Annotated in this window: 21 protein-coding genes and 3 rRNA genes; 8 read left to right on the plus strand and 16 right to left on the minus strand. The window is 58.6% G+C overall.

Annotated features, from left to right (window positions below):
- Positions 1 to 356: 356 nt before the first annotated feature.
- From SG26_RS01700 to SG26_RS01725, 6 genes are all read right to left on the minus strand, one after another.
- Positions 357 to 941, minus strand: coding sequence for a helix-turn-helix domain-containing protein (locus tag SG26_RS01700; RefSeq protein ID WP_014030573.1), 585 nt, complete (start codon positions 939 to 941; stop codon positions 357 to 359).
- Between the two features lie 207 nt (positions 942 to 1,148).
- Positions 1,149 to 1,271: ribosomal RNA gene (gene rrf / locus SG26_RS01705) — 5S ribosomal RNA — on the minus strand.
- Positions 1,272 to 1,407: 136 nt separating this feature from the next.
- A 23S ribosomal RNA gene (locus tag SG26_RS01710) occupies positions 1,408 to 4,337 on the minus strand.
- Positions 4,338 to 4,706: 369 nt separating this feature from the next.
- A 16S ribosomal RNA gene (locus SG26_RS01715) occupies positions 4,707 to 6,178 on the minus strand.
- Together the 16S, 23S and 5S rRNA genes form the textbook arrangement of a ribosomal RNA operon.
- A gap of 628 nt (positions 6,179 to 6,806) precedes the next feature.
- On the minus strand, positions 6,807 to 7,103 hold the full coding sequence (locus SG26_RS01720) for a translation initiation factor eIF-1A (RefSeq protein ID WP_044951882.1): 297 nt from the start codon (positions 7,101 to 7,103) through the stop codon (positions 6,807 to 6,809).
- 152 nt (positions 7,104 to 7,255) lie between these two features.
- Positions 7,256 to 7,492, minus strand: a complete 237-nt coding sequence (locus SG26_RS01725) for a UPF0058 family protein (protein ID WP_004516302.1) — start codon at positions 7,490 to 7,492, stop codon at positions 7,256 to 7,258.
- Positions 7,493 to 7,771: 279 nt separating this feature from the next.
- On the opposite strand from SG26_RS01725, the gene SG26_RS21445 reads away from it, so the two are divergent.
- Complete coding sequence (locus SG26_RS21445) at positions 7,772 to 7,948, plus strand: hypothetical protein (protein WP_023843307.1); 177 nt, start codon at positions 7,772 to 7,774, stop codon at positions 7,946 to 7,948.
- Positions 7,949 to 8,013: 65 nt separating this feature from the next.
- Here the strand turns inward: SG26_RS21445 and SG26_RS01730 are convergent, their stop codons facing one another.
- The 9 genes from SG26_RS01730 to SG26_RS01770 form a co-directional block, all read right to left on the minus strand.
- The gene (locus tag SG26_RS01730) at positions 8,014 to 8,769 is read right to left on the minus strand and encodes a hypothetical protein (RefSeq protein WP_023843308.1); all 756 of its coding nucleotides are present in this window, start codon (positions 8,767 to 8,769) and stop codon (positions 8,014 to 8,016) included.
- A complete protein-coding gene (locus SG26_RS01735) occupies positions 8,766 to 9,230 on the minus strand; it encodes a hypothetical protein (RefSeq protein WP_050007435.1) in 465 nt (154 codons plus the stop codon). The genes SG26_RS01730 and SG26_RS01735 overlap by 4 nt, the downstream gene beginning before the upstream one ends.
- On the minus strand, positions 9,230 to 10,117 hold the full coding sequence (locus tag SG26_RS01740; RefSeq protein WP_050036693.1) for a hypothetical protein: 888 nt from the start codon (positions 10,115 to 10,117) through the stop codon (positions 9,230 to 9,232). The genes SG26_RS01735 and SG26_RS01740 overlap by 1 nt, the downstream gene beginning before the upstream one ends.
- Positions 10,111 to 10,683, minus strand: a complete 573-nt coding sequence (locus SG26_RS01745; protein WP_014040633.1) for a hypothetical protein — start codon at positions 10,681 to 10,683, stop codon at positions 10,111 to 10,113. The genes SG26_RS01740 and SG26_RS01745 overlap by 7 nt, the downstream gene beginning before the upstream one ends.
- A 2-nt stretch (positions 10,684 to 10,685) precedes the next feature.
- Positions 10,686 to 11,207 (minus strand): hypothetical protein, encoded by a 522-nt coding sequence (locus tag SG26_RS01750; protein WP_044951885.1) that lies wholly within the window; start codon positions 11,205 to 11,207, stop codon positions 10,686 to 10,688.
- A gap of 58 nt (positions 11,208 to 11,265) precedes the next feature.
- Complete coding sequence (locus SG26_RS01755) at positions 11,266 to 13,302, minus strand: type II secretion system F family protein (RefSeq protein WP_050036694.1); 2,037 nt, start codon at positions 13,300 to 13,302, stop codon at positions 11,266 to 11,268.
- The gene (locus SG26_RS01760; protein WP_008313377.1) at positions 13,299 to 15,791 is read right to left on the minus strand and encodes a type II/IV secretion system ATPase subunit; all 2,493 of its coding nucleotides are present in this window, start codon (positions 15,789 to 15,791) and stop codon (positions 13,299 to 13,301) included. Before SG26_RS01760 ends, SG26_RS01755 begins: the two co-directional genes overlap by 4 nt.
- A gap of 137 nt (positions 15,792 to 15,928) precedes the next feature.
- On the minus strand, positions 15,929 to 17,074 hold the full coding sequence (locus SG26_RS01765; RefSeq protein WP_014040636.1) for a pyridoxal phosphate-dependent aminotransferase: 1,146 nt from the start codon (positions 17,072 to 17,074) through the stop codon (positions 15,929 to 15,931).
- On the minus strand, positions 17,071 to 17,565 hold the full coding sequence (locus tag SG26_RS01770) for an Lrp/AsnC family transcriptional regulator (protein ID WP_008313373.1): 495 nt from the start codon (positions 17,563 to 17,565) through the stop codon (positions 17,071 to 17,073). Before SG26_RS01770 ends, SG26_RS01765 begins: the two co-directional genes overlap by 4 nt.
- Before the next feature lie 117 nt (positions 17,566 to 17,682).
- Between SG26_RS01770 and SG26_RS01775 the strand changes: the two genes are divergently transcribed.
- From SG26_RS01775 to SG26_RS21845, 3 genes are all read left to right on the plus strand, one after another.
- A complete protein-coding gene (locus tag SG26_RS01775; RefSeq protein ID WP_014040637.1) occupies positions 17,683 to 18,015 on the plus strand; it encodes a hypothetical protein in 333 nt (110 codons plus the stop codon).
- A gap of 75 nt (positions 18,016 to 18,090) precedes the next feature.
- Positions 18,091 to 18,681 (plus strand): thioredoxin family protein, encoded by a 591-nt coding sequence (locus tag SG26_RS01780; RefSeq protein ID WP_014040638.1) that lies wholly within the window; start codon positions 18,091 to 18,093, stop codon positions 18,679 to 18,681.
- A gap of 119 nt (positions 18,682 to 18,800) precedes the next feature.
- On the plus strand, positions 18,801 to 18,929 hold the full coding sequence (locus SG26_RS21845) for a hypothetical protein (RefSeq protein WP_023843309.1): 129 nt from the start codon (positions 18,801 to 18,803) through the stop codon (positions 18,927 to 18,929).
- Here SG26_RS21845 and SG26_RS21450 read toward each other — a convergent pair.
- Positions 18,926 to 19,084 (minus strand): hypothetical protein, encoded by a 159-nt coding sequence (locus SG26_RS21450; protein WP_014040640.1) that lies wholly within the window; start codon positions 19,082 to 19,084, stop codon positions 18,926 to 18,928. The two genes, SG26_RS21845 and SG26_RS21450, sit on opposite strands and share 4 nt — an antisense overlap.
- A gap of 199 nt (positions 19,085 to 19,283) precedes the next feature.
- On the opposite strand from SG26_RS21450, the gene SG26_RS01785 reads away from it, so the two are divergent.
- The 4 genes from SG26_RS01785 (at position 19,284) to SG26_RS01800 (ending at position 23,499) form a co-directional block, all read left to right on the plus strand.
- Positions 19,284 to 20,321, plus strand: a complete 1,038-nt coding sequence (locus SG26_RS01785; RefSeq protein ID WP_050007437.1) for a hypothetical protein — start codon at positions 19,284 to 19,286, stop codon at positions 20,319 to 20,321.
- A 50-nt stretch (positions 20,322 to 20,371) separates the two neighbouring features.
- Positions 20,372 to 21,040 carry an O-methyltransferase gene (locus SG26_RS01790; protein ID WP_050036695.1) on the plus strand — a complete coding sequence of 223 codons (669 nt, stop codon included), beginning with the start codon at positions 20,372 to 20,374 and terminating at the stop codon, positions 21,038 to 21,040.
- Between the two features lie 101 nt (positions 21,041 to 21,141).
- Positions 21,142 to 21,744 carry a chemotaxis protein CheC gene (locus tag SG26_RS01795; protein ID WP_023843310.1) on the plus strand — a complete coding sequence of 201 codons (603 nt, stop codon included), beginning with the start codon at positions 21,142 to 21,144 and terminating at the stop codon, positions 21,742 to 21,744.
- Positions 21,745 to 21,846: 102 nt separating this feature from the next.
- Positions 21,847 to 23,499 carry a long-chain fatty acid--CoA ligase gene (locus SG26_RS01800; RefSeq protein WP_050036696.1) on the plus strand — a complete coding sequence of 551 codons (1,653 nt, stop codon included), beginning with the start codon at positions 21,847 to 21,849 and terminating at the stop codon, positions 23,497 to 23,499.
- The last annotated feature ends 14 nt before the right edge of the window (positions 23,500 to 23,513 follow it).

The raw sequence follows: 23,513 nt of genomic DNA on the forward strand, positions 1-23,513 counted from the left end.
GCTGAGTTGTTAGGGTGCCTGTCGGCAGGTGAAATAGTGTCGTCGCAGTCGAGCCCCACATAGGTACTCCCAGCGAAGACGTAGTTGACAACGCTTGCAGCGCCGTTGATTCCTGATACCCACCGGTTGTCGGTTGGTTCCGGCGCAACACTTCGCGTAATGCCACGCAACGTGATCACTGTAGGCAGTTCCTTGATCTAGCATCCCCGATACCACCGTCCAAACGGAAACACCCGACGCAGTCCCCGAGCAACATTACTATCCTGCTGACGACCACAGGCGATGAAAAATCCGGTATCTGCGACCCACGCTACCGACCCCTGAAGTGGGTCGAATGGCGTACTGATAGTGGCTCGTTAGTCCTCCGCTGATGGTAGTTGGTCACGAGCGTTCCGAATATCCTCGAAGTATGGATCAACGGCTTCCATGTGTTGAACCACATCCTGAAGCGCATGCAAGACCGCAATAGCGAGGGCCTGCTGTAGATCAAGCTCTCGAGCTGCGACTCGTTCAGACATCTCGTCGTTGGTATAGGGAATGGCATACGTAAGCGCAGCCGCGAGTTTGCCGAGCCCATATCTCTCCAAGAGGAGGTTGAGGTCTTGGTCGTGTGGTGAGCGACCGACAGCCTCGATGAGAGTGGGAGTGACGGTATACTCGTCACCGTCCAAATCTGCAGTGAGCGTAATCGGGACAGTAGAGTACGTGTGCGTCTTCTGCGCTTCATCTCGGGTCACGACACCGAGGTCGACGAGCGTCCCCATATCCGAGTACGCTGTCGTGCGGGGGATCTCTAACACAGCGACGATATCGTCGATAATCACTTCACCCTCACGAAGGACGAACGTGTAGAGCCGGGCCAAGCGTGGCTCTTCCAGCAGTTGTGCAATCGACAGCAGACCATTGATAGCCCGTTCTGGGTCCCCGGCGGCTTTCGACATACAATTCATAATTCATGTATTGAGTAATAACGGGTAGGACGATGCCAACCAGTGAGCCAGTCACTGATAGTTGGATAATTACCAGCGTGCCACAGACGACTCACAGAGTGCGAAAGCTATCTGTTCACTGAGTGGGTCAGTTGCTTAGAAATACGGAAGGCCCACCGGGGAGAGATGTCTCTCCTGAGTGGGCTATGTAAGTATGAATGGTGGCGGCGAACCGCGTTTCCCAGAGGCTCGCGCACTCCAGTACTCCCCGGAACGCTGGTGGGCTTATCTTCCGTGTTCGGGATGGGTACGGGAGGCAACCCCACCGCTGTGGCCGCCTAACGTCGAGTCGTGGAATCGAACCACGAAGGTACCAGTCTCGATCAACTTTTCCACCGTGTGATTACGTGCGATCCAGTTTGCGCCTGGACTCGGTCAGCGACGAGTTAAATCGTCGGTGAATGAGTCACAGTGCGTATGAATGATGGCTTTGGTCTGTTAGTGCTCGTGGGCTTAACGTCTCGTTACCTCGACGCGCACACCCCGAGTCTATCGACCGCGTCTTCTACGCGGGACCTCTGCGGTGTCTCTTTTCCAAGTGGGTTTCGAGCTTAGATGCGTTCAGCTCTTACCCCGTGTGGCGTGGCTACCCGGCACGTGCTCTCTCGAACAACCGGTACACCAGTGGCCACCAACCGTAGTTCCTCTCGTACTATACGGTCGTTCTTGTCAGACACCATAACACACCCAGTAGATAGCAGCCGACCTGTCTCACGACGGTCTAAACCCAGCTCACGACCTCCTTTAATAGGCGAACAACCTCACCCTTGCCCGCTTCTGCACGGGCAGGATGGAGGGAACCGACATCGAGGTAGCAAGCCACTCGGTCGATATGTGCTCTTGCGAGTGACGACTCTGTTATCCCTAGGGTAGCTTTTCTGTCATCAATTGCCCGCATCAAGCAGGCTAATTGGTTCGCTAGACCACGCTTTCGCGTCAGCGTTCCTCGTTGGGAAGAACACTGTCAAGCTATCTTTTGCTCTTGCACTCTTCGCCGGGTCTCTGTCCCGGCTGAGATAGCCATAGGGCGCGCTCGATATCTTTTCGAGCGCGTACCGCCCCAGTCAAACTGCCCGGCTATCGGTGTCCTCCTCCCGGAGTGAGAGTCGCAGTCACCGACGGGTAGTATTTCACTGTTGACTCGGTGGCCCGCTAGCGCGGGTACCTGTGTAGTGTCTCCTACCTATGCTGCACATCGGCGACCACGTCTCAGCGACAGCCTGCAGTAAAGCTCCATAGGGTCTTCGCTTCCCCCTGGGTGTCTCCAGACTCCGCACTGGAATGTACAGTTCACCGGGCCCAACGTTGGGACAGTGAAGCTCTGGTTAATCCATTCATGCAAGCCGCTACTGATGCGGCAAGGTACTACGCTACCTTAAGAGGGTCATAGTTACCCCCGCCGTTGACAGGTCCTTCGTCCTCTTGTACGAGGTGTTCAGATACCTGCACTGGGCAGGATTCAGTGACCGTACGAGTCCTTGCGGATTTGCGGTCACCTATGTTGTTACTAGACAGTCCGAGCTTCCGAGTCACTGCGACCTGCTCCGTTCCGGAGCAGGCATCCCTTCTTCCGAAGGTACGGGACTAACTTGCCGAATTCCCTAACGTTGGTTGCTCCCGACAGGCCTTGGCTTTCGCCGCCATGGACACCTGTGTCGGTTCTCGGTACGGACATCATGCTCGTCTTTTCATGGGCCCCAGGTTGAATCACGTTTCCCTATACCGCCGTTCGTCCGCTTCCTGCCATTACGGCTTCCACGGAGTTGGACGGTTCGACCGGGCGAATGCCCGGCGTGATCGACCCCAGGGCGTCAACTTTCACTGCATGATGGCACGGGAATATTAACCCGTTTCCCATTTCGTCTCAGTCGAGTTGCGGTGAGACTTAGGACCGGCTAACCCTCAGCTGATCAGCAGTGCTGAGGAACCCTTATCCATTAGGCCGTCGGGGTTCTCACCCGACTATCGCTGCTACTATGGCCAGGATTTTCGTCACTAATCGGTCCACAGGAGCTCTCGCCCCTGCTTCCACCCAATTAGAGCGCCAATCTACTCGATCACCCTGTAACGGGTGCGGACAGGTCTCGGTGGTGGATTTGAGTCCCGATCATTTTGGGCGCCTCAAACCTCGGCCGGTAAGCTGTTACGCTTTTCTTAGAGGGTAGCTGCTTCTAAGCTCACCTCCCGGCTGTCTAGGGCTCGAGACCACCTTCAGAGGATTACACTTAATCCACACTTGGGGACCTTAACCTATCTCTGGGTTGTTCCCCTCCTGGTACACAGGCTTACCCCGCGCACCGGAATCCCCGCGTCAAACAGCGTCTGTAGGTTTGGAGTTTGACAGGTGTGCCGACTCCTCTCGGAGGCGGACACACCAATCGGTCGCTCTACCCCACAGACTACCTCGGCGGAGGTCATGCTTCGACATGTTTCGATTGGAACCAGCTGTTGCCGGACTCGATGGGCCTTTCACCCCTACACATAGATCACGAGAGGGTATTGTAGGACACCAACTCTAACAGACTTCCACGTGCCTTTCGGCACGCTTCATCTTGTCCATGCGTAGATCGTCCGGATTCGGGTCGTGTCCATATGGCTCCCCGCGCTTGAACACGGCGGCCCTCGGGCAAAGCCCTGCGGCCATGTCGGTTTCCCTGTGCCTCCCCGGATGCTCCGGTTAGACTTGCCATACAGACACACTCCCTGGCTCGTTTTTCAAAACGTACGACAGAACATCGGCTTCCTGTAAGTCTTACTGGAGACTCGCGTCTCGGTCATTCGTTACAGGACCTTGTATGCCCTGTCGCTCGATCGCCAACTGATTTCATGCTCTATTTCGCCTCCCTTCTGAGGGTACTTTGCAGCGTTCGTTCACACTACTTGTTCACTATCGGTCTCAGGTTGTGTTTAGCCTTCGCAGTCGATGCCTGCGTTATTCGCGAGGGATATCCAACCCCCGCTACTCTGGCACTACCGCACAGCGTACTGATTTCGACTACGGGGTTGTCACCCTGTATCACGCTCTGTTCCAAGAGACTTCGTCGAAATGGTCGGCTGATGAGAGGTAGCCCGGACACCACATTGCCCGTGAGGGCTTCGGTTTGGGCTGTATCGCGTTCACTCGCGGTTACTGACGACATCACGTTGCGTTTTCTGTTCCTCCCGATACTGAGATGTTTCAGTTCTCGGGGTTCCTCATTGCGCGAAGCAATTGTTAGAGAGATTCTCATTCGGAAATCTGTGGTTCTTCGCCTCCGTGCGGCTCCCCACAGCTTATCGCAGCTTGGCACGTCCTTCATCAGCGCCTGAGCCGAGCAATCCACCAGCTGGCATAGTAGCCAACGTCGTTGTGACTCGTTCAACTGAACGAGTCCAGTGGACGCCTGGATCGCACGTACACACGGTTTCATATTCGCCCCCAAGGTGGAGATGGTGGGCGAATCGACCCTTCCCAGGCGCGGTTTCACCCGACCTGGTGCATCTGTCGTCGTATCACATTCGAACGCCGTCCCACACTTAAGGGGACGGATTTCGAAGCGATACGGAGTACGGACCCGTCGGGAGTTGCACCCGACATCCCCGTGAGGGGATATCCGCCTCGGATAGGTCTTGTGAGCCCAGCGGGCCCATGCAGTAGTCGGCGCTTACCGACTCGCGGTGACTTGTGGTCACCAGTCAATGTAGGTGGGTCAGGGCAAGGCCCTGATCCCGGTCAGTAGGAGGTGATCCAGCCGCAGATTCCTCTACGGCTACCTTGTTACGACTTAAGCCCCCTTGCGGAGCCCAGATTCGACCGTCGCATGACGGCCTCATCCGGACCCCACTCGGGTGCTTTGACGGGCGGTGTGTGCAAGGAGCAGGGACGTATTCACCGCGCGCTTCTGACACGCGATTACTACCGAATCCAGCTTCATGCGGGCGGGTTTCAGCCCGCAATCCGAACTACGACTACGTTTGGAGATTAGCTTCGCCTCTCGGCGTCGCATCCCACTGTCATAGCCATTGTAGCCCGCGTGTTGCCCGGTCCATTCGGGGCATACTGACCTACCGTTGCCCATTCCTTCCTCCGCTTTAGCAGCGGCAGTCCTCCTAGTGTACCCAACCACCACAAGGGTGTTGCTGGCAACTAGAAGTGTGGGTCTCGCTCGTTGCCTGACTTAACAGGACGCCTCACGGTACGAGCTGACGGCGGCCATGCACCTCCTCTCAGTAGCGTCGAGTAAAGTCGTCAACCTGACTGTCATTACTACTGTCGGGACCGGTGAGATTTCCGGCGTTGAGTCCAATTAAACCGCAGGCTCCTCCGGTTGTGGTGCTCCCCCGCCAATTCCTTTAAGTTTCATCCTTGCGGACGTACTTCCCAGGCGGCTCGCTTATCGTCTTCACTACGGCACATCACGTGCTCATGGCGCGTGACATACCTAGCGAGCATTGTTTACAGCCAGGACTACCCGGGTATCTAATCCGGTTCGAGACCCTGGCTTTCGTCCCTCACTGTCGGGTCCGGTCTCTCAACGTGGTTTCCCCATTGGTGGTCCGTCCAGGATTACAGGATTTCACTCCTACCCCGGACGTACCCGTTGAGTCTCTCGGCCCCAAGCTGTGTAGTTTCCACCGGACGCCGACCAGTTGAGCTGGTCGATTTCCCAATGGACTTACACAGCAAGCTACGGACGCTTTAGGCCCAATAATATCGGCCATCACTTGGACTGCCGGTATTACCGCGGCGGCTGGCACCGGTCTTGCCCAGTCCTTGTTCCTGTACCACCTTACGGTACAGAAAAGCGAGGGCTATATGCCCTCACACTCGGAGTCCCCCTATCGCACTGTCGTGCAGTGTAAAGGTTTCGCGCCTGCTGCGCCCCGTAGGGCCCGGTATCTTGTCTCAGATACCGTCTCCAGGCTCTTGCTCTCACAACCTGTACCGATTATCGGCATGGTGGGCCGTTACCCCACCATCTACCTAATCGGCCGCAGCCACATCCTACAGCGCCGGAACGTTTCTAACTCTCGACACTCCAGTCTGAGAGTTATATCCGCTATTGGCCTCAGTTTCCCGAGGTTATTGCGGTCTGTAGGGTAGTTTGGCCACGTGTTACTGAGCTATATGCTACGAGTCTGAACTCGTGCAACTAGCATGGCTAAATCGGACTCCGATAGCAATGGCCTCCGGCAGGATCAACCGGAATGTGCTGATATACATCAGCGGCGGAAGTGGTTGCACTCCGTCGGAAGCTAACACACTGGTTCCTACACCAGTGTTGACTACTGCATGGGTCCGTGGGCTCACATCAGATTCCATCTTAACGGCGGACCGCAGGGGTGGAATCCTCATGGGGTGGATCTCGCCGGCCCCAAAGGGGAAGGCGAGATCCTCTCGTAGCTCAAGCCGACCCAGGTGGCCGACCGAGCGTGTCGACCCGGACTCGCTGCCCGGTGCGACCTTCGCATTAGTTCAGAAGACGGGGGAACATATAAATGAATCGTCTCACACCCGCCCTGTGTAGAACACACACGACGCATACGTAACGTGATGGCGTGACACGCATAACCGCAAGACGGCATCCGGGTGTCGGTGATCCAACGTGTATTCGTTCTCAGATTCTGACATGCGGTTCAGTGACCGAGTTCCAGCCAGCCATTATATATCAATTGGGAGTAGTAGGAACTCGACGGTAGACAACTGTAGTGTGCCGAGAACTAAGAGCAAGGGTCGGAACACTCGACAAGCAAGCAGTCAGACCAGGGACAATCGCTGGTCACAGCAGAGAACTATCTCACTGTCGTCGTGAACCAGGACGCGGTACAGTGGTAAAATTAGGCGGTCAGCGAGTCGATGTGGCCTTCGGCACGGAGCTGGTCAGCGTCTTGCCCCTTGTAGCGCCATTCGATGTTGGCCTTCTCGTCTTGCCAGTCCCATGGTTCGGCGAGAACGATGTCGTCCTCGTTAATCCAGGTTCGGAACTTCATCCGGCCCGGAATCCGTCCGAGTCGGGTTTCGCCGTCCTCACAGCGAATGCGGACGTGGTTCCCACCAAGGTGCTCTGTTACCACTGCAAACATCTCGTCGTTTGTAGGCATGCGGAGATTCCGCCGCCCTGAATCGTCGCTCACAATATAAATACAGTGTCCTCCCGTATAAGTCGTTTGAGAGGCGAGATAGCGTGTACCATGCGCCCGACATAGCGGCCGTGCCACGGCAGGAGCTTGCCGATAGCTACTGGGAATAGTGAACGGTGAGAACGAACTGACGACAGGACGTCGATTCAGTCGGCAGTCAGCGCCTGTGGTTCGTCGGCTTCCTCGGCCATCGCATCCGTCAGTCCGGAAGCGAGCGCAAACACTGCTTCCTTGTGGTCAGTCTTCGATTTGTGGATCGATGTCGGTTTGACACCGAGATCAGCGTACAGATCGTGCTCGACGCTCGTGTCCGCTTCGTGCTCGTAGTGGTGTTGTACCTGCGCGAGAAGGCTGTGAAGGTGAATGAGTTCTTGCTTCTTCATTAGTGTCCAATCTTATGGAGTGGAGGGTAATAGTACTACCTTGCCAACGACTCACATGTCGCTACCGTTCGGATACGACTCCTCCCAATCTCAGATGCAAAGATAGAGCCGTTTACCGGCATATGAGCACCTGTATCACGATTTTCGTCTACGGATCGTAATATTCTGTTTTCCTACCCTAATATCGAACAAAACAGAGAGTTGCCACTATGTAACTCTCCCTTCATTAACGGCTAAAGAGAATTGAGGAGGCTACTGACTTGCGAAGCGCTCTCAATCATGAAAGACCACGACAATGTATTAGTATTCGAACACTTCATACCTGCTGAACACGTACCTATGGCCGTAATGAACTGGAAGCACCCACGAGACAAGACTGCGGCTATGGCGAAACAAGAAGAAGCAAACAGCGGGACGGAGTGGTCATTCATCGCAGCGCTGATGACTGCTGCATAACGGTTTTCTCACCGTCCAGAACTGAGTCCTACAGCGACGGGTCTATGCACCGCAGACAGAGGCCGTTAGGTGACAGTACGGATATCGACCGTCGTATTGTGGACGACAGCGCGGCTGACACCAGTACACTGGTAGGTGTGTGGTTCCGAGTGGCCCGACCAGTTCGACAGTTCCTGCTCGAACAGGCGGTGCCATGCATCCGGATATGCAGTCTCCGAGACGTTGATCGAGACGGTTGTCGCGGACGGTGACTTGCCAGCCTGTGGCGAAATAAGCGTCTTGTTCTGGATAGCGGTCTCGATTGTGACGCGGTTCGACGACGAGAAATCCGTCTCTCCGTCGAGGGAAAGGGCAGAGATGTATACACTGTCACTTCCGGGGCTACACCGGAAGCGGGGTTTCCGTGAAACGACCAGCCCCTCCTGCTGGACCCGGTACACTGCACCGCTGGTGTAGACGATATCAGTCCCCGAATCAGTCTCCCGAACGAACGCTCCGGTCGAAATATTCGTTGACTGCCCGTCGACAGTTACGTTAAGCGTCGACGGTCGGATGGAGAGTCCGTGACCCTGGAGTTTCATACTCGTGGTCCGTCGTGGAGCGTTGCCCTGAATGTGGTCGCCCGTGGTTTCCGCGAACCCGACCATCGACGTTTCTGCGACATCGGTTGTCGCCCCCTGTTGGATGGCATCGAACGCCCCAAGCCCACCAAGCGTCACCAGCGCAATCCCAGTAATGATGATGCTGAACGTGAGCGTAAACGCGAGCAGGTCGGACACGCCACGGTCGTGACCGCTTTGGCTTGACAGCGGCGAAGTCATCCGCGAGTCACCTCCATACAGCCGGCTGTCTGGTTGTACGATACAGCCAGGGGCCCACTGGAGACGACAGACGGGCAGACATTAGTTTCGTTCTCGAAGCGGACGACAGCATACCGATTCAGTCCTGATGCGTTCACGTACACACGCGTGCGCGGAGTATCAGGAGAAACCTCGACGTTGTACGACTGATCAGCGATGCGCTCGGGATACATCGCACGGAACGATACTGTCGAGTTGAGCGTGTCGGTGTCGAACGCATCTAAGCGGATCAGGTCGCGCGCGATACCATCGCCGACGTTCTCCAGAGCTTCTTCAGTCACTCGCTCACGCTGTGAGTCTACCATCTGGCTCCCGCCGATGAGGAGGCCGGTCACCAGCAGCGACGTGATACCGATAGTGAGTGCCTGCGTGACCGCCGGCGAGACGCCGCGGCTGTCAAACAGGAAACGGGCGAGGTTCATCAGTCGTCGACCTCCACCAGTACTGTTCGATTGTAGCTCGCAGACGGTGTGTCGTAAGTCATGTCGATGGCAGGGACGACTGGATAGTTGACACGAGCAACTGGAGCGGCATAGTTCGAGGACGGGAACGTCCCGACTGCCGCAAACTGGTACCGCCCTTCGGCCTTATTTCCGTTCTTTATTTCAATTGAGTACGGGGGGTCAAGGCTGTGATAGCTATCGAAAGAACTGCTGTTACTTCCGACAGTGCATGACCCAGCGACAAGGTCAACGTTGACGTCTCCGTTGCCGTGACACTGCGTTTTGCCGTCGACCGTGACGTTGTTTCCACTATCAATTGTACTCGGCTCAACTGACAGTTTCATGTCCTCAGAACCGTTTCGAATGACGACAGTGAAGGTATTCATCGAGCCGCCGACGACATCCGCAGTGAGATTGAACACCGCAACGCGAGAGACGTCATTCGCAACTAGCCAGTCGTTCTGCGGCCCGCCCGATGGGTCTGGACGTTGGAACTTGGAGGACGTGCCCGTCTGATTGACTTCGGTACCAAGCGACGCCGACTCGTTCAGCGTCGCGTTGAGATAGGTTCCGCCGCTGCTTGCGACGACCCGGTTGTGCGTTCGCGTGTAGTTCCGAAGCGCGTACTCGTATCGCTCCTCGAATCCATCGAGGCCATCGCCACGCGCTTGGGCCGCGAGTTGTCCGAGGTCGCGCTCGACAGAGGCTTCGCGGTCAGCCGTGCGCTCGATGGTATCCGCACTTCCGGTAGTCGTGATACCGTCAGTGACCGCGAGACTGTGAGCAAACAGAATCGTGCTGAACACGACGATAGCGACAGCAATACCACCGACCAACAGCAGTTGTCCGCGCTCGTTGGCTACCATACGACCAGACGCACCTCCACGACGTTGTAGACGATAGAGTCGGGCTCCGCGTCGGGAGCGAAATACCCGTCGACGGTCGAGAGGGGCGGTCCGGTCCCACTGCAGTCGCCGATTCGAGCGGGCATATCGTCGGTCAGCGTCACCGTTTCGGTCGCGACGGCTGCGTCGGCTGGCCGGTCAGCAACGTTTGCGTCTGTTTCCTGCGAGACGATGGTAGTCTGGCGCGCGTCCGAATCCGAGTCCCAGTAACTGAAGTATAGATTGTACTGGTCGCCCTGACGGTCGAAGGTCTGGTTCAACATCATCTCGAACTCGGTGGAACTGCCAGTCTGATTGCCGTTGAGTGTCGGCGTTCCGACGCTGTAACACGCCGTCGCGTTGTGCAGCGCACCGGTTTCTGCCGCCAGTGATAGCGTATCGCTCGCACGACTCTCCAGTTCTGCTGTCCGCTGCTGGGAACCCGTCTGGAACGGGCCAGTGTCGACTGCCGACAGGCCGTAGACGGTCGCCGTCACAACGACGATGGCCGCGAGAACGCCTTCCAGCGTATAGGCTTGGCCACGCATCGTTACCACACCCTCACGACGAGCCAGCAGACCGGGTCGCACTGGCCGGTCGCGTTGGTCAGTTTCACCACGCGAGACGTCGTTGCGACGTTGTCTCTGTCGGCGACATCGGGCCCCCAAGCGAGCCGCTGGTCGTGGTCATCAACTGCCGGGTCCCGTGTCCCTGCTTTGAGCGATGACGCGTTGACCACCGTTACGTTCACCCGCGGGTTCACGCGGCGCTCCGTCGCGACGTCGAGTCCGGCTTTCTCCTTGAGACCGCTGAGATCTGTGTCCGCGTTGAGGGACGCATTGATCCCACCACTCGTGTTGTAGCGAATGAGGTTTCGCGTCCCGTCGACGGAGTAGTTTTCGACGAGGTACGTCCCCGCCCTGTCCGCAATTGGTTGGTTACGCTGTACGTCTGGGGATTCGTACACGCCGACCGCACTTCCCTGTACGAAGGCCAATACCCCGATTATCGTCACGAGCAGGACGCTCACCCCTACGGCGAAGTCCTGCGGTGTTTGTGCTCTTGTATCCATATCCCACACACCCTATTTTCTGTCTGATACGTCCGCTGTCGAACCGCGAGTGGGGCCGCTATCCCACGGCGATCCACACCACCAGTGCAATCGTCGACAGGACGACTGCGAACTTTACGCCGGCGACGAGCTTCACTTCCCGAATGTAGCCGGCGATAAACGACGACAGCAGTGCCTGCAGCGTCACCGCGTGGAAGAACAGCATCGACAGCAGTTCCGTGTCGACACTGCCACCGAACCCACCGCCGGGCGCGCTCGAACTGCTTGACCCGGAGGCCTGCGTCGCCAGCCCCGACATCACATCGAGGAACTGTGTCTTTAGCAGCGCCATCACGCCCAAAAGCGTCAGGTAGGTCATCAGGATGATGACCGTCTGCATCCGCGTCCGGGATTTGCGCTCCCGCTCGATGTCGTCCTGGTTCTCCGAGGCCTGAGCGGCCGTCGAGAGTACGTCCTGAATCTGGCTGGAGGCCTCCTGTGCCTCCGCGATAAGCTTGACCGTCCGGGCCAGTCGTGGGACGTTGTACTTGTTGTTAAATTCCCGGAGCGCGTCTTTCAGGCTCGTTCCGTAGTTGACCTTTGCGTGGATGGTCTCGAACTCCTCGGAGAGCTTTCCAGAGGACGTCTCGGAGACCACCTTGACCGACTCCAGCAGCGTCATTCCGGTGTCGTTGGCTGACGCGAGCTTCCGGAGGTTCTCCGAGAGTTTCCCGATTATCGCCTTCCGCGAACGCTGGTTCCACTCGTAGAAGATCATCAGCGGGATGAAGTTGATGTACATCGGGACGTACACCCAGAAGAACGTCGAGCGGACCGGGACGGCGATCATTCCATCCAGCGATAACGGAGCCCAGCCGATGACGATAGCCGCGACGATGGCAAGGATGGACAGCGGCACCGTCAGCCACAGCACCAACAGCGGGTGGTCACGGAAGAACAGGTCAGGCCGTTTGAGAATGCCGAGAAGTTCGTAAGTCCCTTCCCGGCTCTTGATCCGGTCGAAGACGCTGTAGGTGCCCGTGTAGCTCTCGATGAGCCCGAGGTTGAACACGCCGACACCTTCGTCGACGACGAGTTCCTTCTCGCCGGGACTCGAACGCAGATAGCCGTCCCCGATGGAGTCCTGCGTGACAGTCGAGACGAGGACGAGAAAGCCCAGACCCGTCAGGGGAATCAGCCCGTACACGGTGCCGTAGATGAGCGACTTCTGGGCGTTCCCCATCATCGACATGATGACCAGAATGATGATGAGAAGCAGCGGGAACAGCGAGAGCGTCATGTACATCTCGCCGAACAGTTCCAGCGTCTCCAGCATCTTCTCCTGTTCCTGCCGGGCGGTTCGCATGTGCTTTTCCTTCTGGTCTTCGAGGAAGGAAGTCATGTCCCCGCCGGAGTTGATAATAGAGAGCATGTCCGTCAGGAACTGCGACAGTTCGTCCGACGGAGTCTGCAGCGCCTGGTTCCGGACAGCGGTCCGGTAGTCGGTATCGAAATACTCCGTCTCCAGTACGATAGACTGGAACTCCTTTGCGACCTCACCGTACGTGTCTTCAGCCTTCCCCATCGACTGCAGGATTTCGAGTTGATTGAGCCCGCCCACGGACAGCGCATACATGAACGAGATCGAATCGGACAACAAGACGTTGATTTCGCGCTCGCGCGCGCTCGCACGGAAATACGGAATCGAGACAAGCGAGCCAAAGCCGATACCGAACCCGATGGCGCCGAAGACGAAGCCGGTCACGATGACGAGGAAGGGGAGTTTCAGCACGGCCAGAATCTCTGAGACGCTCTCAGACACCGGAATCCCGATGAGCGTCGGCGCTTCCCCACCGGCAAACAGCAACTGGACCAGCAGATAGCCGAGGAACGTGCCGACGAGCCACAGTGCAAGGCCCGCAATGACACCGACCGCGAGCGCGCGTGCGAGGAACATCTCGACGTTGTCGGCCATCCGGGCCTCCGCGAGTTTGTTCTCGACGCTGTTGACGAAGTCGCCCTCGTCGTCGAACACCATCTGGTACGCCGGGTAGAACGTGTCACCGAGGGCACCGCCGCTGCCCACCTGTTGCTGACTCGGTGTGTCGAGGCTCATTCGCTATCTGCCTCCGCTCCGGCCTTCGGAACGAACTGGCCGAAGTCGATGCTGTCTTCGTCAGCGCTTTCCTCGGAATCGTCCATCAGCGCCGAGACGATGTCCGGCGTTTCGCGGCTCTTGTACGTGTTGAACAGCGGCTGTGCGTTGTCGAGCACCTGCTTTGTCTCCTCGACCATTTCCGGCGGCGCGTCCGGCCGGGGCACCATTTCCTCTTTCTCCGGGTCGATGTCGATTTTGACCGATTCCATCTCTCGGAGGTCCTCGAGCGACAGTTCGAGCTGGTCGTTGGCGATGAGCGTGAGAATGGTGTCGGGGTCGTTGATGAACGCCTGGATGGTCGCCGCGACCTGCGTGTAGGTGTTCAGCCCCTTCTCGATGAGGTATGCGAGGACGACCTTGCGCTTGAACAGTTCCTCGTCGAGTTTATCCTGAGTCCACCCGCGGTCGAACTTGATCTCTTCGAGTGTGTTCGAGTTCCCCATCTGGATGTACTCGTCCGTCTCGGCGCGCCACTCGTACACGTCCCGGACGTTGATCTCGTCGTTCTCGGCCGAATACTCGTTGATTTCGGTCAGGGACTTGTTCCGGCGGACCTTGTTGCCGTCGACCCGCGTCTGGGTCTGAATCGACACGAGGTCGAGCGCTGTAAACAGCGTTTTCGAGACGTTGATAGGTTCGGTCGTGAACCGCTTGATGACCTCGCCGACGGAGTCGGCGTGGAACGTGGTGTAGGTGGTGTGGCCGGTCGACATGACCTGAAACAGCGTCCGGCCTTCCTCGCCACGGATCTCACCCATGACGATGTAGTCAGGGCGCTGACGGAGTGCGGCCTCAAGCAGGTCGAACTCGTCGACGTCGCCCTTGTCGTCCTCACCGAAGGAGGGGCGCGTGACGCTTGCCACCCAGTTCCGCTGGGGTAGCTCAACCTCGCGCGTGTCCTCGATAGAGACGATCTTGGAGTTCGACGGGATGAACAGCGAGACGGCGTTCAGGCTCGTCGTCTTCCCCGAGGCAGTACCGCCGGCGAAGATCAGGCTCTTGTTGTTCTCGATACAGAGCCAGAGGAACGCCATCTCGTCCAGCGAGAAGGTGTTCCAGTTGATGAGGTCGATCGGGGTAAAGGGCACGTCCTTGAACTGCCGGATGGTGTAGTTCGTCCCGTGGTCGGACACTTCCCGGCCCAGCGTCAACTGGGCACGCGACCCGTCCGGCAGCGTCGCGTCGACCTGGGGCTGGCGCTTCGAGATACCCTTCCCGGAACGCTGGGCGAGTTTCACGACGAAGTCGTCGAGTTCCCCCTCGCCGTGTTCGACGTTCGAAATGATCTGCTCGTAGTCGGTGTGATAGACGAACACCCGGGAGTTGTACCCGTCACAGGAGATGTCCTCCACGTTGATGTCGTGTTTGACGCCGTCGATGCGGGCGTAGCCGACGAAGTCCCGCTTGAGCATGTACAGCAGCTTCTCGACCTGATACTCGTTTAGCTTCGGGTCGTCGTCTTCGAGGATAGCCGGCTCAGGCCGTGTCGAAATGCCGGAAAGTTGGCCCGTGGTTTCACTTTGTGTTTCCTCGTCCAGTCCGAACAGTTCCTTGACCTGCCCGAGAACGCTTTCTTCACCGCTACTGGAGACTGTGCCGTTGTAGAGGTCGTACCGCGAGAGGAGTTGTTCGGCCTCCCGCTGGATGACCTGTGCTCGGTCGGCGTCGGTCCCCTGGACGATGACATCGTCCTCGGAGTACTTGATCGCGGTCTTGAGCTTGCCCGAGAGGAACTCTCGGAGGTCGATCTCGATATCGGTGAGATACGGCTCGATGACGTAGTACTTCTTCTCGTTCTCTTTCCGTGAGTGGAAGATGATGACGCAGGCGTAGGGCTTGTTGACCCAGTACCGTTCTAGTTCGTTGAAGTGAGATTTCTTCGACTGGGGAACGGCTTTTTCGAGGTCGTAACGGTTGACGACGGTTGTATGGCCGTCTCGTGTCGAGAAGAACTCGTCTTCGTCCAGTTCCGGATTCACGTCGACGGTGTTTTCGTCGACGTACTCGTGCAGTTCACTGGCGATGTCTTCGGCGGCGGACAGCTTGTTTTCCGTGTGTTCGGGATCGAAGTTCAGATACTCACTTTCGTCGAAAGGGATGACTTCGCCGTCACTGTCACGGGGGAGACTGCCGTCCTCGTAATAGTACTCCTGTTTGAAATGCTCCCATGTGTAGATGTCTTTCGCGACTGGTGTCGTGGTTGGGTCGAGATACTCCTCGAACGGCGCTTGCAGTGTTTTACCGGCACTTGCCGCGTCTTCGAGACGCTGACTGAGTTCTCTCGGCTCGAAGCCGAGGTACACGCTCCGGTCGAACCGTCCCCCATCGTGTACCTCCCGCCGGAGATCGTCCCATGTGTATTCGCCGACCCGTACAGGCTCGTCAGTCAGGTTCCCCCCACCGTTGACCTGATCCGACTCACCTCCCCCAGTATCATCGATAGCCATTGTTATTCATCTCCAGTTAGGCAGGAAAAAACTTTATCCCCACCAAATGTCGATGAAAAAGAAGTTCCGGTTGTTCGTATCACGGTCTCCTTACGGTAGTAAGTGGACCATACTGAATGTTTCGCCGAGATTAATTGTCAATTAAGGAACGATTCGATCCGGGCCATCGCTTCTTTGAGATCGTCGAGACCGGTCGCGTACGACACTCGCAGGTGGCCCGACCCGCCTTCCCCGAAGGCGGTTCCGGGCACGACCGCGACCCGCTTTTCCTGAAGGAGACTCTCGGCGAACTCGCCGGCATCGTCCCAGGGACATTCCGGGAACGCGTAGAACGCCCCGGCCGCCGGGAAGCAGTCCAGGCCCATCTCTTCGAAGCGGGTGAGGACGTACTTCCGTCTGCGGTCGTACTGGGCGGCCATGTCCGTAACCTCGTCGCGGCAGTTGTCGAGGGCCTCGATAGCGGCGTGCTGGGCCGTCGTCGGGGCCGAGAGCATCGAGTACTGATGGATGCGGTTCATCGCCTCGATGGCCTCCGGCGGGGCCATCGCGTACCCCAGTCTGAACCCCGTCATCGCGAACGCCTTCGAGAAGCCGTTGAACACGACGGTCCGCTCGCGCATCCCGGGGAGGGTAGCGATAGACGTGTGGTCGTGTTCGTACGTGAGATCGGCGTAGATCTCGTCGGCGAACACGAGGAGGTCGTTTTCACGACAGAACGCCGCGACAGACGCCATCTCCTCGGCCGTCATCGTCGCACCGGTGGGGTTGTTCGGATAGCAGTACACGAGCGCGTCGGCCTCGGCCGCGCCGGACGATTCCAGCACCTCTCGGGTGAGTTTGAACTCGTCTTCCGCGCGTGTCGGAACGTCGATAACGTCGATCCCGGCGAACGTCGCGCCGGGGACGTACGAGACGTAGCAGGGCTGGGCGATAGCGATGGAATCGCCGGGGTTTAGCAGCGCCCGGAAGGCGAGGTCGAGCCCCTCGCTCGCGCCCGCCGTGACGAGGATTTCCTCGTCGGGGTCGTACTGGAGATTGTGCGTCGCCGCCTCGTAGTCCGCGATGCGTTCCCGGAGTTCCCGCTTCCCGCGGTTGGCGGTGTACGAGGTCTGGCCGCGTTCGAGCGACGCGATAGCGGCTTCGCGGGCGGCCCACGGGGCCGAGAAGTCCGGTTCCCCGACCCCGAGCGAGATGATGTCGTCCATCTCCTCGGCCAGTTCGAAGAACCGCCTGATACCCGAGGGCGGCACGCTGTCGACTCTGTCCGCTGCTTCGAATGTCATGGTGAGACGGACAGGCGGTCGTCGTCGTCGTGGTCGTCGAACTCCATCCCCTGCTCCTTGTACGACTCCATGATGTAGTGGGTTACCGTCTGCGTGATCTCGGGAATCGGCGCGATTTTGTCGCTGATGAAATGCGACACTTCGCGCATCGAATCGCCCTCGACCTCCAGGTCGAAGTCGTAGTCACCGCTGACGAGGCGAAGCGAGGTCACTTCCGGAAACTTCGCGATCCGGTCGGAGATGTCGTCGTAGCTGGTCTCACGGTCCAGCGTGACGTTGAGTTCGACGGTGGCGCGAACGCGCTCCTCGTCGGTCTCGACGGCGTTCCAGTCGACGACTGCCCCGTAGCCGCGGATAACACCTGCCTCCTCGAACTCCTCGATAGCCTCGGCTACCTCGCTCTCGGAGTAATCAGTCAACCGAGCGATGTCCTCGGTCGTGTAGCGAGCGTTCTCCCGTAGCAGGTCGAGTATCTCGCGGCGACTGCTCATACAGTGCCAGGAGAGTGACGCAGACAAAAGCCTTGCTCAATAGTGAGAGAGCATCACACCATTCGGTCGGAAATACACCAGACAGTTTTAATATCTCTGACGGTTAGGTGTCGACTAATGTTCGAAGAGGGTGGCCAGCGGGCTGGTTCTGACACGGGATGGGCACACATCTCGAACCACGACAAGGCGGCGACAGTTATTGACACGATACTCCGCCTCGATGCGGACGAAACGTATACGAAAACAGCCTTGAGCGAGGCAGCCGGTGTGCCGCTGAAGACGCTGTACCTCGACGGGACGCTCGAAGAACTGGTGACGGTCGGATTACTGGAAAAACACGAGGCGGAGGGGAAAGAGACGCTGTTCTCCGTTGACGACGGGAGCGCCGCGTTCGAGGCAGCGAAAGCCTTCGATACTGCGGCAGCGACGTCGGAAGAAGCGGACAGTTGAGCAAAAAGCGGTCGTCTCGGAAGTCAGTGTAGCGCGTCCATGGACTTTTAGCGGCGACAGTCGTAGTAGGGAGCGATGGTTTCACTCGATTCGGAGTCCGACGTGCTCGGGCGTGGGGACGAAGCACCGCCGTTCGAACTCCCGGGAGCGGACGGGGCGACGTACTCACTGTCGGATTTCGCGGACAAGGACGCACTACTGGTCGTATTCACCTGCAATCACTGTCCGTACGCGAAAGCGAAGATTGACGAGCTAAACCGGCTCGCGACGGAGTATGACGACCTCGCTGTCGTCGGGATCAATGCCAACGACCCCGAGGAGTACCCCGACGACTCCTTCGAGCGGATGCAGGAACTCGTTGAGCGCGGCGAGATACAGTACGACGCGTATCTGTTCGACGAGACCCAGGAGGTCGCGGCCGCGTACGGCGCCCGCTGTACCCCCGATCCGTTCCTGTTTCACAACGACGGCGGGACGTTCAAACTGGCGTATCACGGCCGCCTCGACGACGCGCCGAACCCGGACGACGAACCCAGCGAGCGGGAGATGGCCGCACACGTCGAAACGTTGCTCGATGGCGACCAGATTACAGCCGCTGAAAAACCGTCCAGAGGCTGTTCGATAAAGTGGAAGCCCGGCAACGAACCGGCGTACTGGGACGCCTGATCGGGGCGGCCCAGCGTGAGCAGTGCCTTCGAGACGAGTGCGTCGCCCGGAGTGAATCGGTGATCCAGAAGACGTGTTTCAAGCAAGACACTCCTAGCTACGGCCATTTTTATGCAGTGGTGGGACAGCCGTCAGCATATATCATCAAGAAGCTCATCCACGACGTGGAGACGGTCGTCGGCAAGGTGCTTGAAGATCGATCGACCGAGGCTGCCTTCTGGCACCCAGACCGTAGAGCCCGTCGTTAGATTTCGTCCAGCGACTCGAACCCGCTCCAGCACTCACAGTCGAGGTCGTCGATAGACGTGACCTCGTCCGGAAGCGAACTTATCGGCATCCCGTCGTCAAACTCATCACACTCCTCGATGTGGATAGAAAAGTCGCTACTCGACATGATTGGCATAGTAAGTAATACGCCGTAGTACTGCAAAAATCCTCGGAATCGAGACTGTCCGGGACACGCCCTGAGACCCGCTCACATAGAGGGGGGCCGATCCGGACAGTGCCTCATTTTCGAGCGGTTCCTGATTGAATGTTACCCTATATCAAGGGAACGCTTATTTGTTGATGGGTTTATGGTTCCTGATACGATACAGTACGCAATGAACTCCGGGAGTGGGACAGTGGACCAGCCTCTGAGCGAGGCCGCGTCCGTATTGGTACTGGCACGCGGTTCGAGCGACGCCGAACGAGAGGGGTGTGCCGGATTCCTGACTGAACAGGGAGTCAGTGACTCGAAGGCCATCTGTGTCACAGTGTCTGAGTCCCCCGATTCCCGCCTCTCGCTGTGGCAGCAGCACCTCGACGACGAGATGCCGGAAGAGGCGATTATCGTCGACGCCGGCAGCGAGTTACCGGCTAACTCGCAGGCAGCGGCGTCTGGCGCATTTCCCTCATTGACGCTTGATACCCTTCCCTCGACAGTGGAGCCGATAGACATCGGAGCGGCCGTCTCTCGCCATCTCGGCCGACTGGAACAGGCAGATGCACCGCTGCTTCTGTGCCTGCATTCGCTTACTGGACTGCTTGAGTCCTGGGAACGTGACCGCGTCATCGCGCTGGTGACCGCGTTGAACCGACAATGTGCCGAGATGGACGTCTCCGGCCACCACCACATGGACCCGGAGGCCCATACGGAGGAGACAATCGAGATGTTTCGGCCGCTGTATGACGTCGTGTACGAGTACCTCCCGGACCACGGCTGGACCGTCACAGCATCGAAAGACGCGGAGGAGATGCCGACGTTTCGGGACACCGTCGCCCCACCTGGTGGCGTCAAGAAGGGCGACCCGGAAGAGCCCGAAACGATTCCGATACCCTACTCGTTTGACCAGGTACTGGAACTGATCTCCGCTCCGCGGCGACGCAGTCTCCTGTATCACCTGAAAGACCGGTCGGACGCCGAGGTCCCACTGGACGACCTCGTCGACCGCGTCTACGAACGCGAGAAGGCCATCCCGGCCAGAGCGACCCCCAAATCACGCGACGAAGTGGGCGTGTCGCTGGCACACAATCACCTGCCGCGGCTGGACGACCTCGGAATTCTCTCGTACGAGACAGCGGCCAACACCGTCGAGTACTACCCCAATCCCGCGCTGGAGTCGGTCATCCAGTACGTCGAGCGCCTCGAACTCGGCTAATTCCGGTCCCGACCCACTCATTTATGTCGTCCCTACCGGCATAGCCCGGTATGGACGAAACCCCGCTCCCCGATGTCACAGAGCAATTCGCCCGTACGATAGCGCCGGCCAGCGATCCGGTCATAGAGGAGATGGACGCCAAAGCCGACCGGGAAGGGTTCCCGACGGTCGGTCCCGCAGTCGGTGGCTGGCTTCGCCTCGTCGCCCGGATGGTCGACGCCGACCGTATCTTCGAGTTCGGCTCCGGCTTCGGGTACTCCGCGTACTGGATGGCCCCCGCGGTGTCCGACGACGGGCAGATCGTCCTGACGGAGATTGACGCCGACGAACTGGAGGAAGCCCGAGAGTTCCTCGACCGCGGCGGGTTCACCGACCGGGCCGCTTTCGAGCACGGGGACGCAATCGAAACCGTTGAGAACTACGACGGCCCCTTCGACGTGGTGCTCGTCGACAACGAGAAACACCGCTATGCGGAAGCATTTGAGGCTGTCCGCCGGAAAGTGCCGGTCGGTGGGGCGGTGGTCGCCGACAATATGATCGAGGCCGGGCCGCTGGAGTTCGAGGAAGTACAGGCGTTGCTGGACGGCGGCGACATCGACGCCAACGAAACGAGTCGCGGCATCGCCACCTATCTCGAACGCGTCGGCGACGACCCGGCGTTCGAGACCGGATTGCTGCCGCTCGGCGAGGGCGTCGCTGTGAGCGTCCGCGTGGAGTGAGCAAAGCGGTATCAACACGCTCCGATTCTCGCCGACGAAAATGCGGGTGCATAGCTTATGTATGAGGACACACAACTCAGCGGCAACGCTGGTCCTAACGAATGAGTCTGATGATAGATATTCGGAAGCTCGGGTTGTTCAATCAGATGGCTAAAGAGGGCGGTAACACCGTTGCGAACCACCTCAGCCAGATGACAGGGATGGAGACGGAGATGGAGATCACGAAGATCAACTTCATCGATATCCCCGATATCAAAACGCACGTCGGCGACGAGAAGCAGATCGGTATCAGTATCGAAATGGTGGAAAAGCCCCACGGGCACATCCTGTTCCTGTTCAACGCCGCCAGTGCGAAGGACCTCGCCACTGGGATGATCGGCGATATGGGGGAAACGGACCCCAATGCCGACGGCTTCACCGACATGGAGCGCTCGGCGATTCAGGAGATCGGCAACATCATGACCAGCGGCTTCATCGATGGCTGGGCGAACGTCCTCGATACGACCATCGACATCTCTACGCCGAACTTCACGTTCGGCCCCGGGAGTGGGATGGTGGACCAGCTCGTCGGCGACCGGGACAACGAGATGGCGCTGATGTTCGATTCCCGCGTCCACGCGCTGGAGTCTAACATCAACGTGAAAGTGTACACGTTTCCGGAACTGGAAGAGCTGGTCGACCTGATGCAGGAAATCGAAGTGTAAGCAGACGTGTGCGAACGGGGCGGCGAGCACTGCGGATGAACTCCTTTTCCCTCATGAAAGATTTAGCAGTGTTTCTTGTATCGTGAGCCCCTGCATCATGATATGCCAGGAGGCAGCCCGCAAACTCTACGACCGTTCCTGTGGCGTGCAGAAACACTGTATCCGGACACGGAAGTCGTCTCTCGTACCCACGAAGGCATCGTCCGTCACGACTACGCCGAATACGCCGAACGGACGGCGCAGCTAGCGAACGCGATCGAGGAAGCCGGCTACGGCGACGGCGAACGGCTCGGGACGTTCTGCTGGAACCACAGCCGGCACTTCGAGACGTACTTCGGGGTACCGGGAACCGGTGCGCAGCTACACACTATCAATCCGCTCCTGCCAGACGAACACATCCAGTACATCGTCAACGACGCACAGGACGAACTCATTTTCGTCGACGAATCGCTCCTGCCGAAACTCGAAGGTGCCGCCACCGATGACCCCGAGTCCTTCGAAACGGTCGAGCAGTTCATCGTGATGAGCGAGTCCGTCCCCGAGACGGACCTCGATGCCGTCGCCTACGAGTCGTTCATCGCCGACCAGCCGACGGAGTACGACTGGCCAGAACTGGAAGAAGAACGGCCCGCAGGCCTCTGTTACACCTCCGGGACGACCGGACGACCGAAAGGTGTCGAGTACACCCAACAGATGCTGTGGAGCCACACGATGGCGATCCAGTCGCCACAGGGGATTCCACTCGACGACGACGACGTCATGATGCCCGTCGTCCCGATGTTCCACGTCAACGCGTGGGGACTCCCGTTTTCGGCAACTGCGGGCGGGGCCAAGCACGTCTACCCCGGCCCACAGCCGGAACCGGCGGACCTCGCGAAGCTCATCGAAGAGGAGGACGTCACCGTCACCGCCGGCGTCCCGACCGTCTGGCTGGGGCTGATGGAGTACATCAAGGAAAACGACGTCGACCTCTCGTCGCTCGAACGGCTCATCGTCGGCGGAAGCGCTGCGCCCGAAGCGATGATCCGGTTCTTCGACGACCGCGACGTGGAACTCGTCCACGCCTGGGGGATGACCGAGACGGCCCCGGTGGGTGCGGTGGCGTCCCTGCGGAGCGACCTGGAGGACGCCGACTACCAGACGCAACTGGACAAGCGGGCGAAGCAGGGACTCATCGCACCCGGGCTGGAGTTCCGTGTCATCGACGACAACGGCAACGAGGTCCCGCACAACGGGGAGGACTTCGGCGAACTCCACATCCGCGGGCCGTGGGTGACGACGGAGTACTTCAAGCGGCCGGAAGCGAACGAACAGGAGTTCGAGGACGGCTATCTGAAGACCGGTGACGTGGTGTCCGTCGACGAGGACGGCTACATCAAGATCGTCGACCGGGCGAAAGACGTCATCAAGAGCGGCGGGGAGTGGATCTCCTCGCTCGAACTGGAAAACGAACTGATCGCCCACGACGACGTGAACGAAGCGGCAGTCATCGGTGTCCCGCACGAGCGCTGGCAGGAACGCCCACTTGCGATGATCGTTCCGACGGCCGATGCCGACGAGGAGACGCTTGGTGATGAACTCCGTGAGTACATCCTCGAGTCCTACCCCAAGTGGTGGGTCCCGGACAACTTCGTCACCATCGACGAGGTTCCGAAGACGGCAACCGGAAAGTTCGACAAAAAGTCGCTCCGTGACGAGTACGCCGACGAATCGCTCGTCGAAGGTCGCGTCCCTGACGACGCCGCGCCGGAATAGGGGAGTTGGCGCGT

This window comes from Haloarcula sp. CBA1115 (assembly GCF_000827835.1).
GTDB classification, from domain to species: Archaea; Halobacteriota; Halobacteria; order Halobacteriales; family Haloarculaceae; genus Haloarcula; species Haloarcula hispanica.

What these genes read in the sequence shown, in the direction of transcription:
- SG26_RS01700 (WP_014030573.1), bottom strand. Translation starts at nt 941, where the DNA reads ATGTCGAAAGCCGCCGGGGACCCAGAACGGGCTATCAATGGTCTGCTG.
- SG26_RS01725 (WP_004516302.1), bottom strand. Translation starts at nt 7,492, where the DNA reads ATGAAGAAGCAAGAACTCATTCACCTTCACAGCCTTCTCGCGCAGGTA.
- SG26_RS21445 (WP_023843307.1), top strand. Translation starts at nt 7,772, where the DNA reads ATGAAAGACCACGACAATGTATTAGTATTCGAACACTTCATACCTGCT.
- SG26_RS01730 (WP_023843308.1), bottom strand. Translation starts at nt 8,769, where the DNA reads ATGACTTCGCCGCTGTCAAGCCAAAGCGGTCACGACCGTGGCGTGTCC.
- SG26_RS01735 (WP_050007435.1), bottom strand. Translation starts at nt 9,230, where the DNA reads ATGAACCTCGCCCGTTTCCTGTTTGACAGCCGCGGCGTCTCGCCGGCG.
- SG26_RS01740 (WP_050036693.1), bottom strand. Translation starts at nt 10,117, where the DNA reads ATGGTAGCCAACGAGCGCGGACAACTGCTGTTGGTCGGTGGTATTGCT.
- SG26_RS01745 (WP_014040633.1), bottom strand. Translation starts at nt 10,683, where the DNA reads ATGCGTGGCCAAGCCTATACGCTGGAAGGCGTTCTCGCGGCCATCGTC.
- SG26_RS01750 (WP_044951885.1), bottom strand. Translation starts at nt 11,207, where the DNA reads ATGGATACAAGAGCACAAACACCGCAGGACTTCGCCGTAGGGGTGAGC.
- SG26_RS01755 (WP_050036694.1), bottom strand. Translation starts at nt 13,302, where the DNA reads ATGAGCCTCGACACACCGAGTCAGCAACAGGTGGGCAGCGGCGGTGCC.
- SG26_RS01760 (WP_008313377.1), bottom strand. Translation starts at nt 15,791, where the DNA reads ATGGCTATCGATGATACTGGGGGAGGTGAGTCGGATCAGGTCAACGGT.
- SG26_RS01765 (WP_014040636.1), bottom strand. Translation starts at nt 17,074, where the DNA reads ATGACATTCGAAGCAGCGGACAGAGTCGACAGCGTGCCGCCCTCGGGT.
- SG26_RS01770 (WP_008313373.1), bottom strand. Translation starts at nt 17,565, where the DNA reads ATGAGCAGTCGCCGCGAGATACTCGACCTGCTACGGGAGAACGCTCGC.
- SG26_RS01775 (WP_014040637.1), top strand. Translation starts at nt 17,683, where the DNA reads ATGTTCGAAGAGGGTGGCCAGCGGGCTGGTTCTGACACGGGATGGGCA.
- SG26_RS01780 (WP_014040638.1), top strand. Translation starts at nt 18,091, where the DNA reads ATGGTTTCACTCGATTCGGAGTCCGACGTGCTCGGGCGTGGGGACGAA.
- SG26_RS21450 (WP_014040640.1), bottom strand. Translation starts at nt 19,084, where the DNA reads ATGCCAATCATGTCGAGTAGCGACTTTTCTATCCACATCGAGGAGTGT.
- SG26_RS01785 (WP_050007437.1), top strand. Translation starts at nt 19,284, where the DNA reads ATGAACTCCGGGAGTGGGACAGTGGACCAGCCTCTGAGCGAGGCCGCG.
- SG26_RS01790 (WP_050036695.1), top strand. Translation starts at nt 20,372, where the DNA reads ATGGACGAAACCCCGCTCCCCGATGTCACAGAGCAATTCGCCCGTACG.
- SG26_RS01795 (WP_023843310.1), top strand. Translation starts at nt 21,142, where the DNA reads ATGAGTCTGATGATAGATATTCGGAAGCTCGGGTTGTTCAATCAGATG.
- SG26_RS01800 (WP_050036696.1), top strand. Translation starts at nt 21,847, where the DNA reads ATGCCAGGAGGCAGCCCGCAAACTCTACGACCGTTCCTGTGGCGTGCA.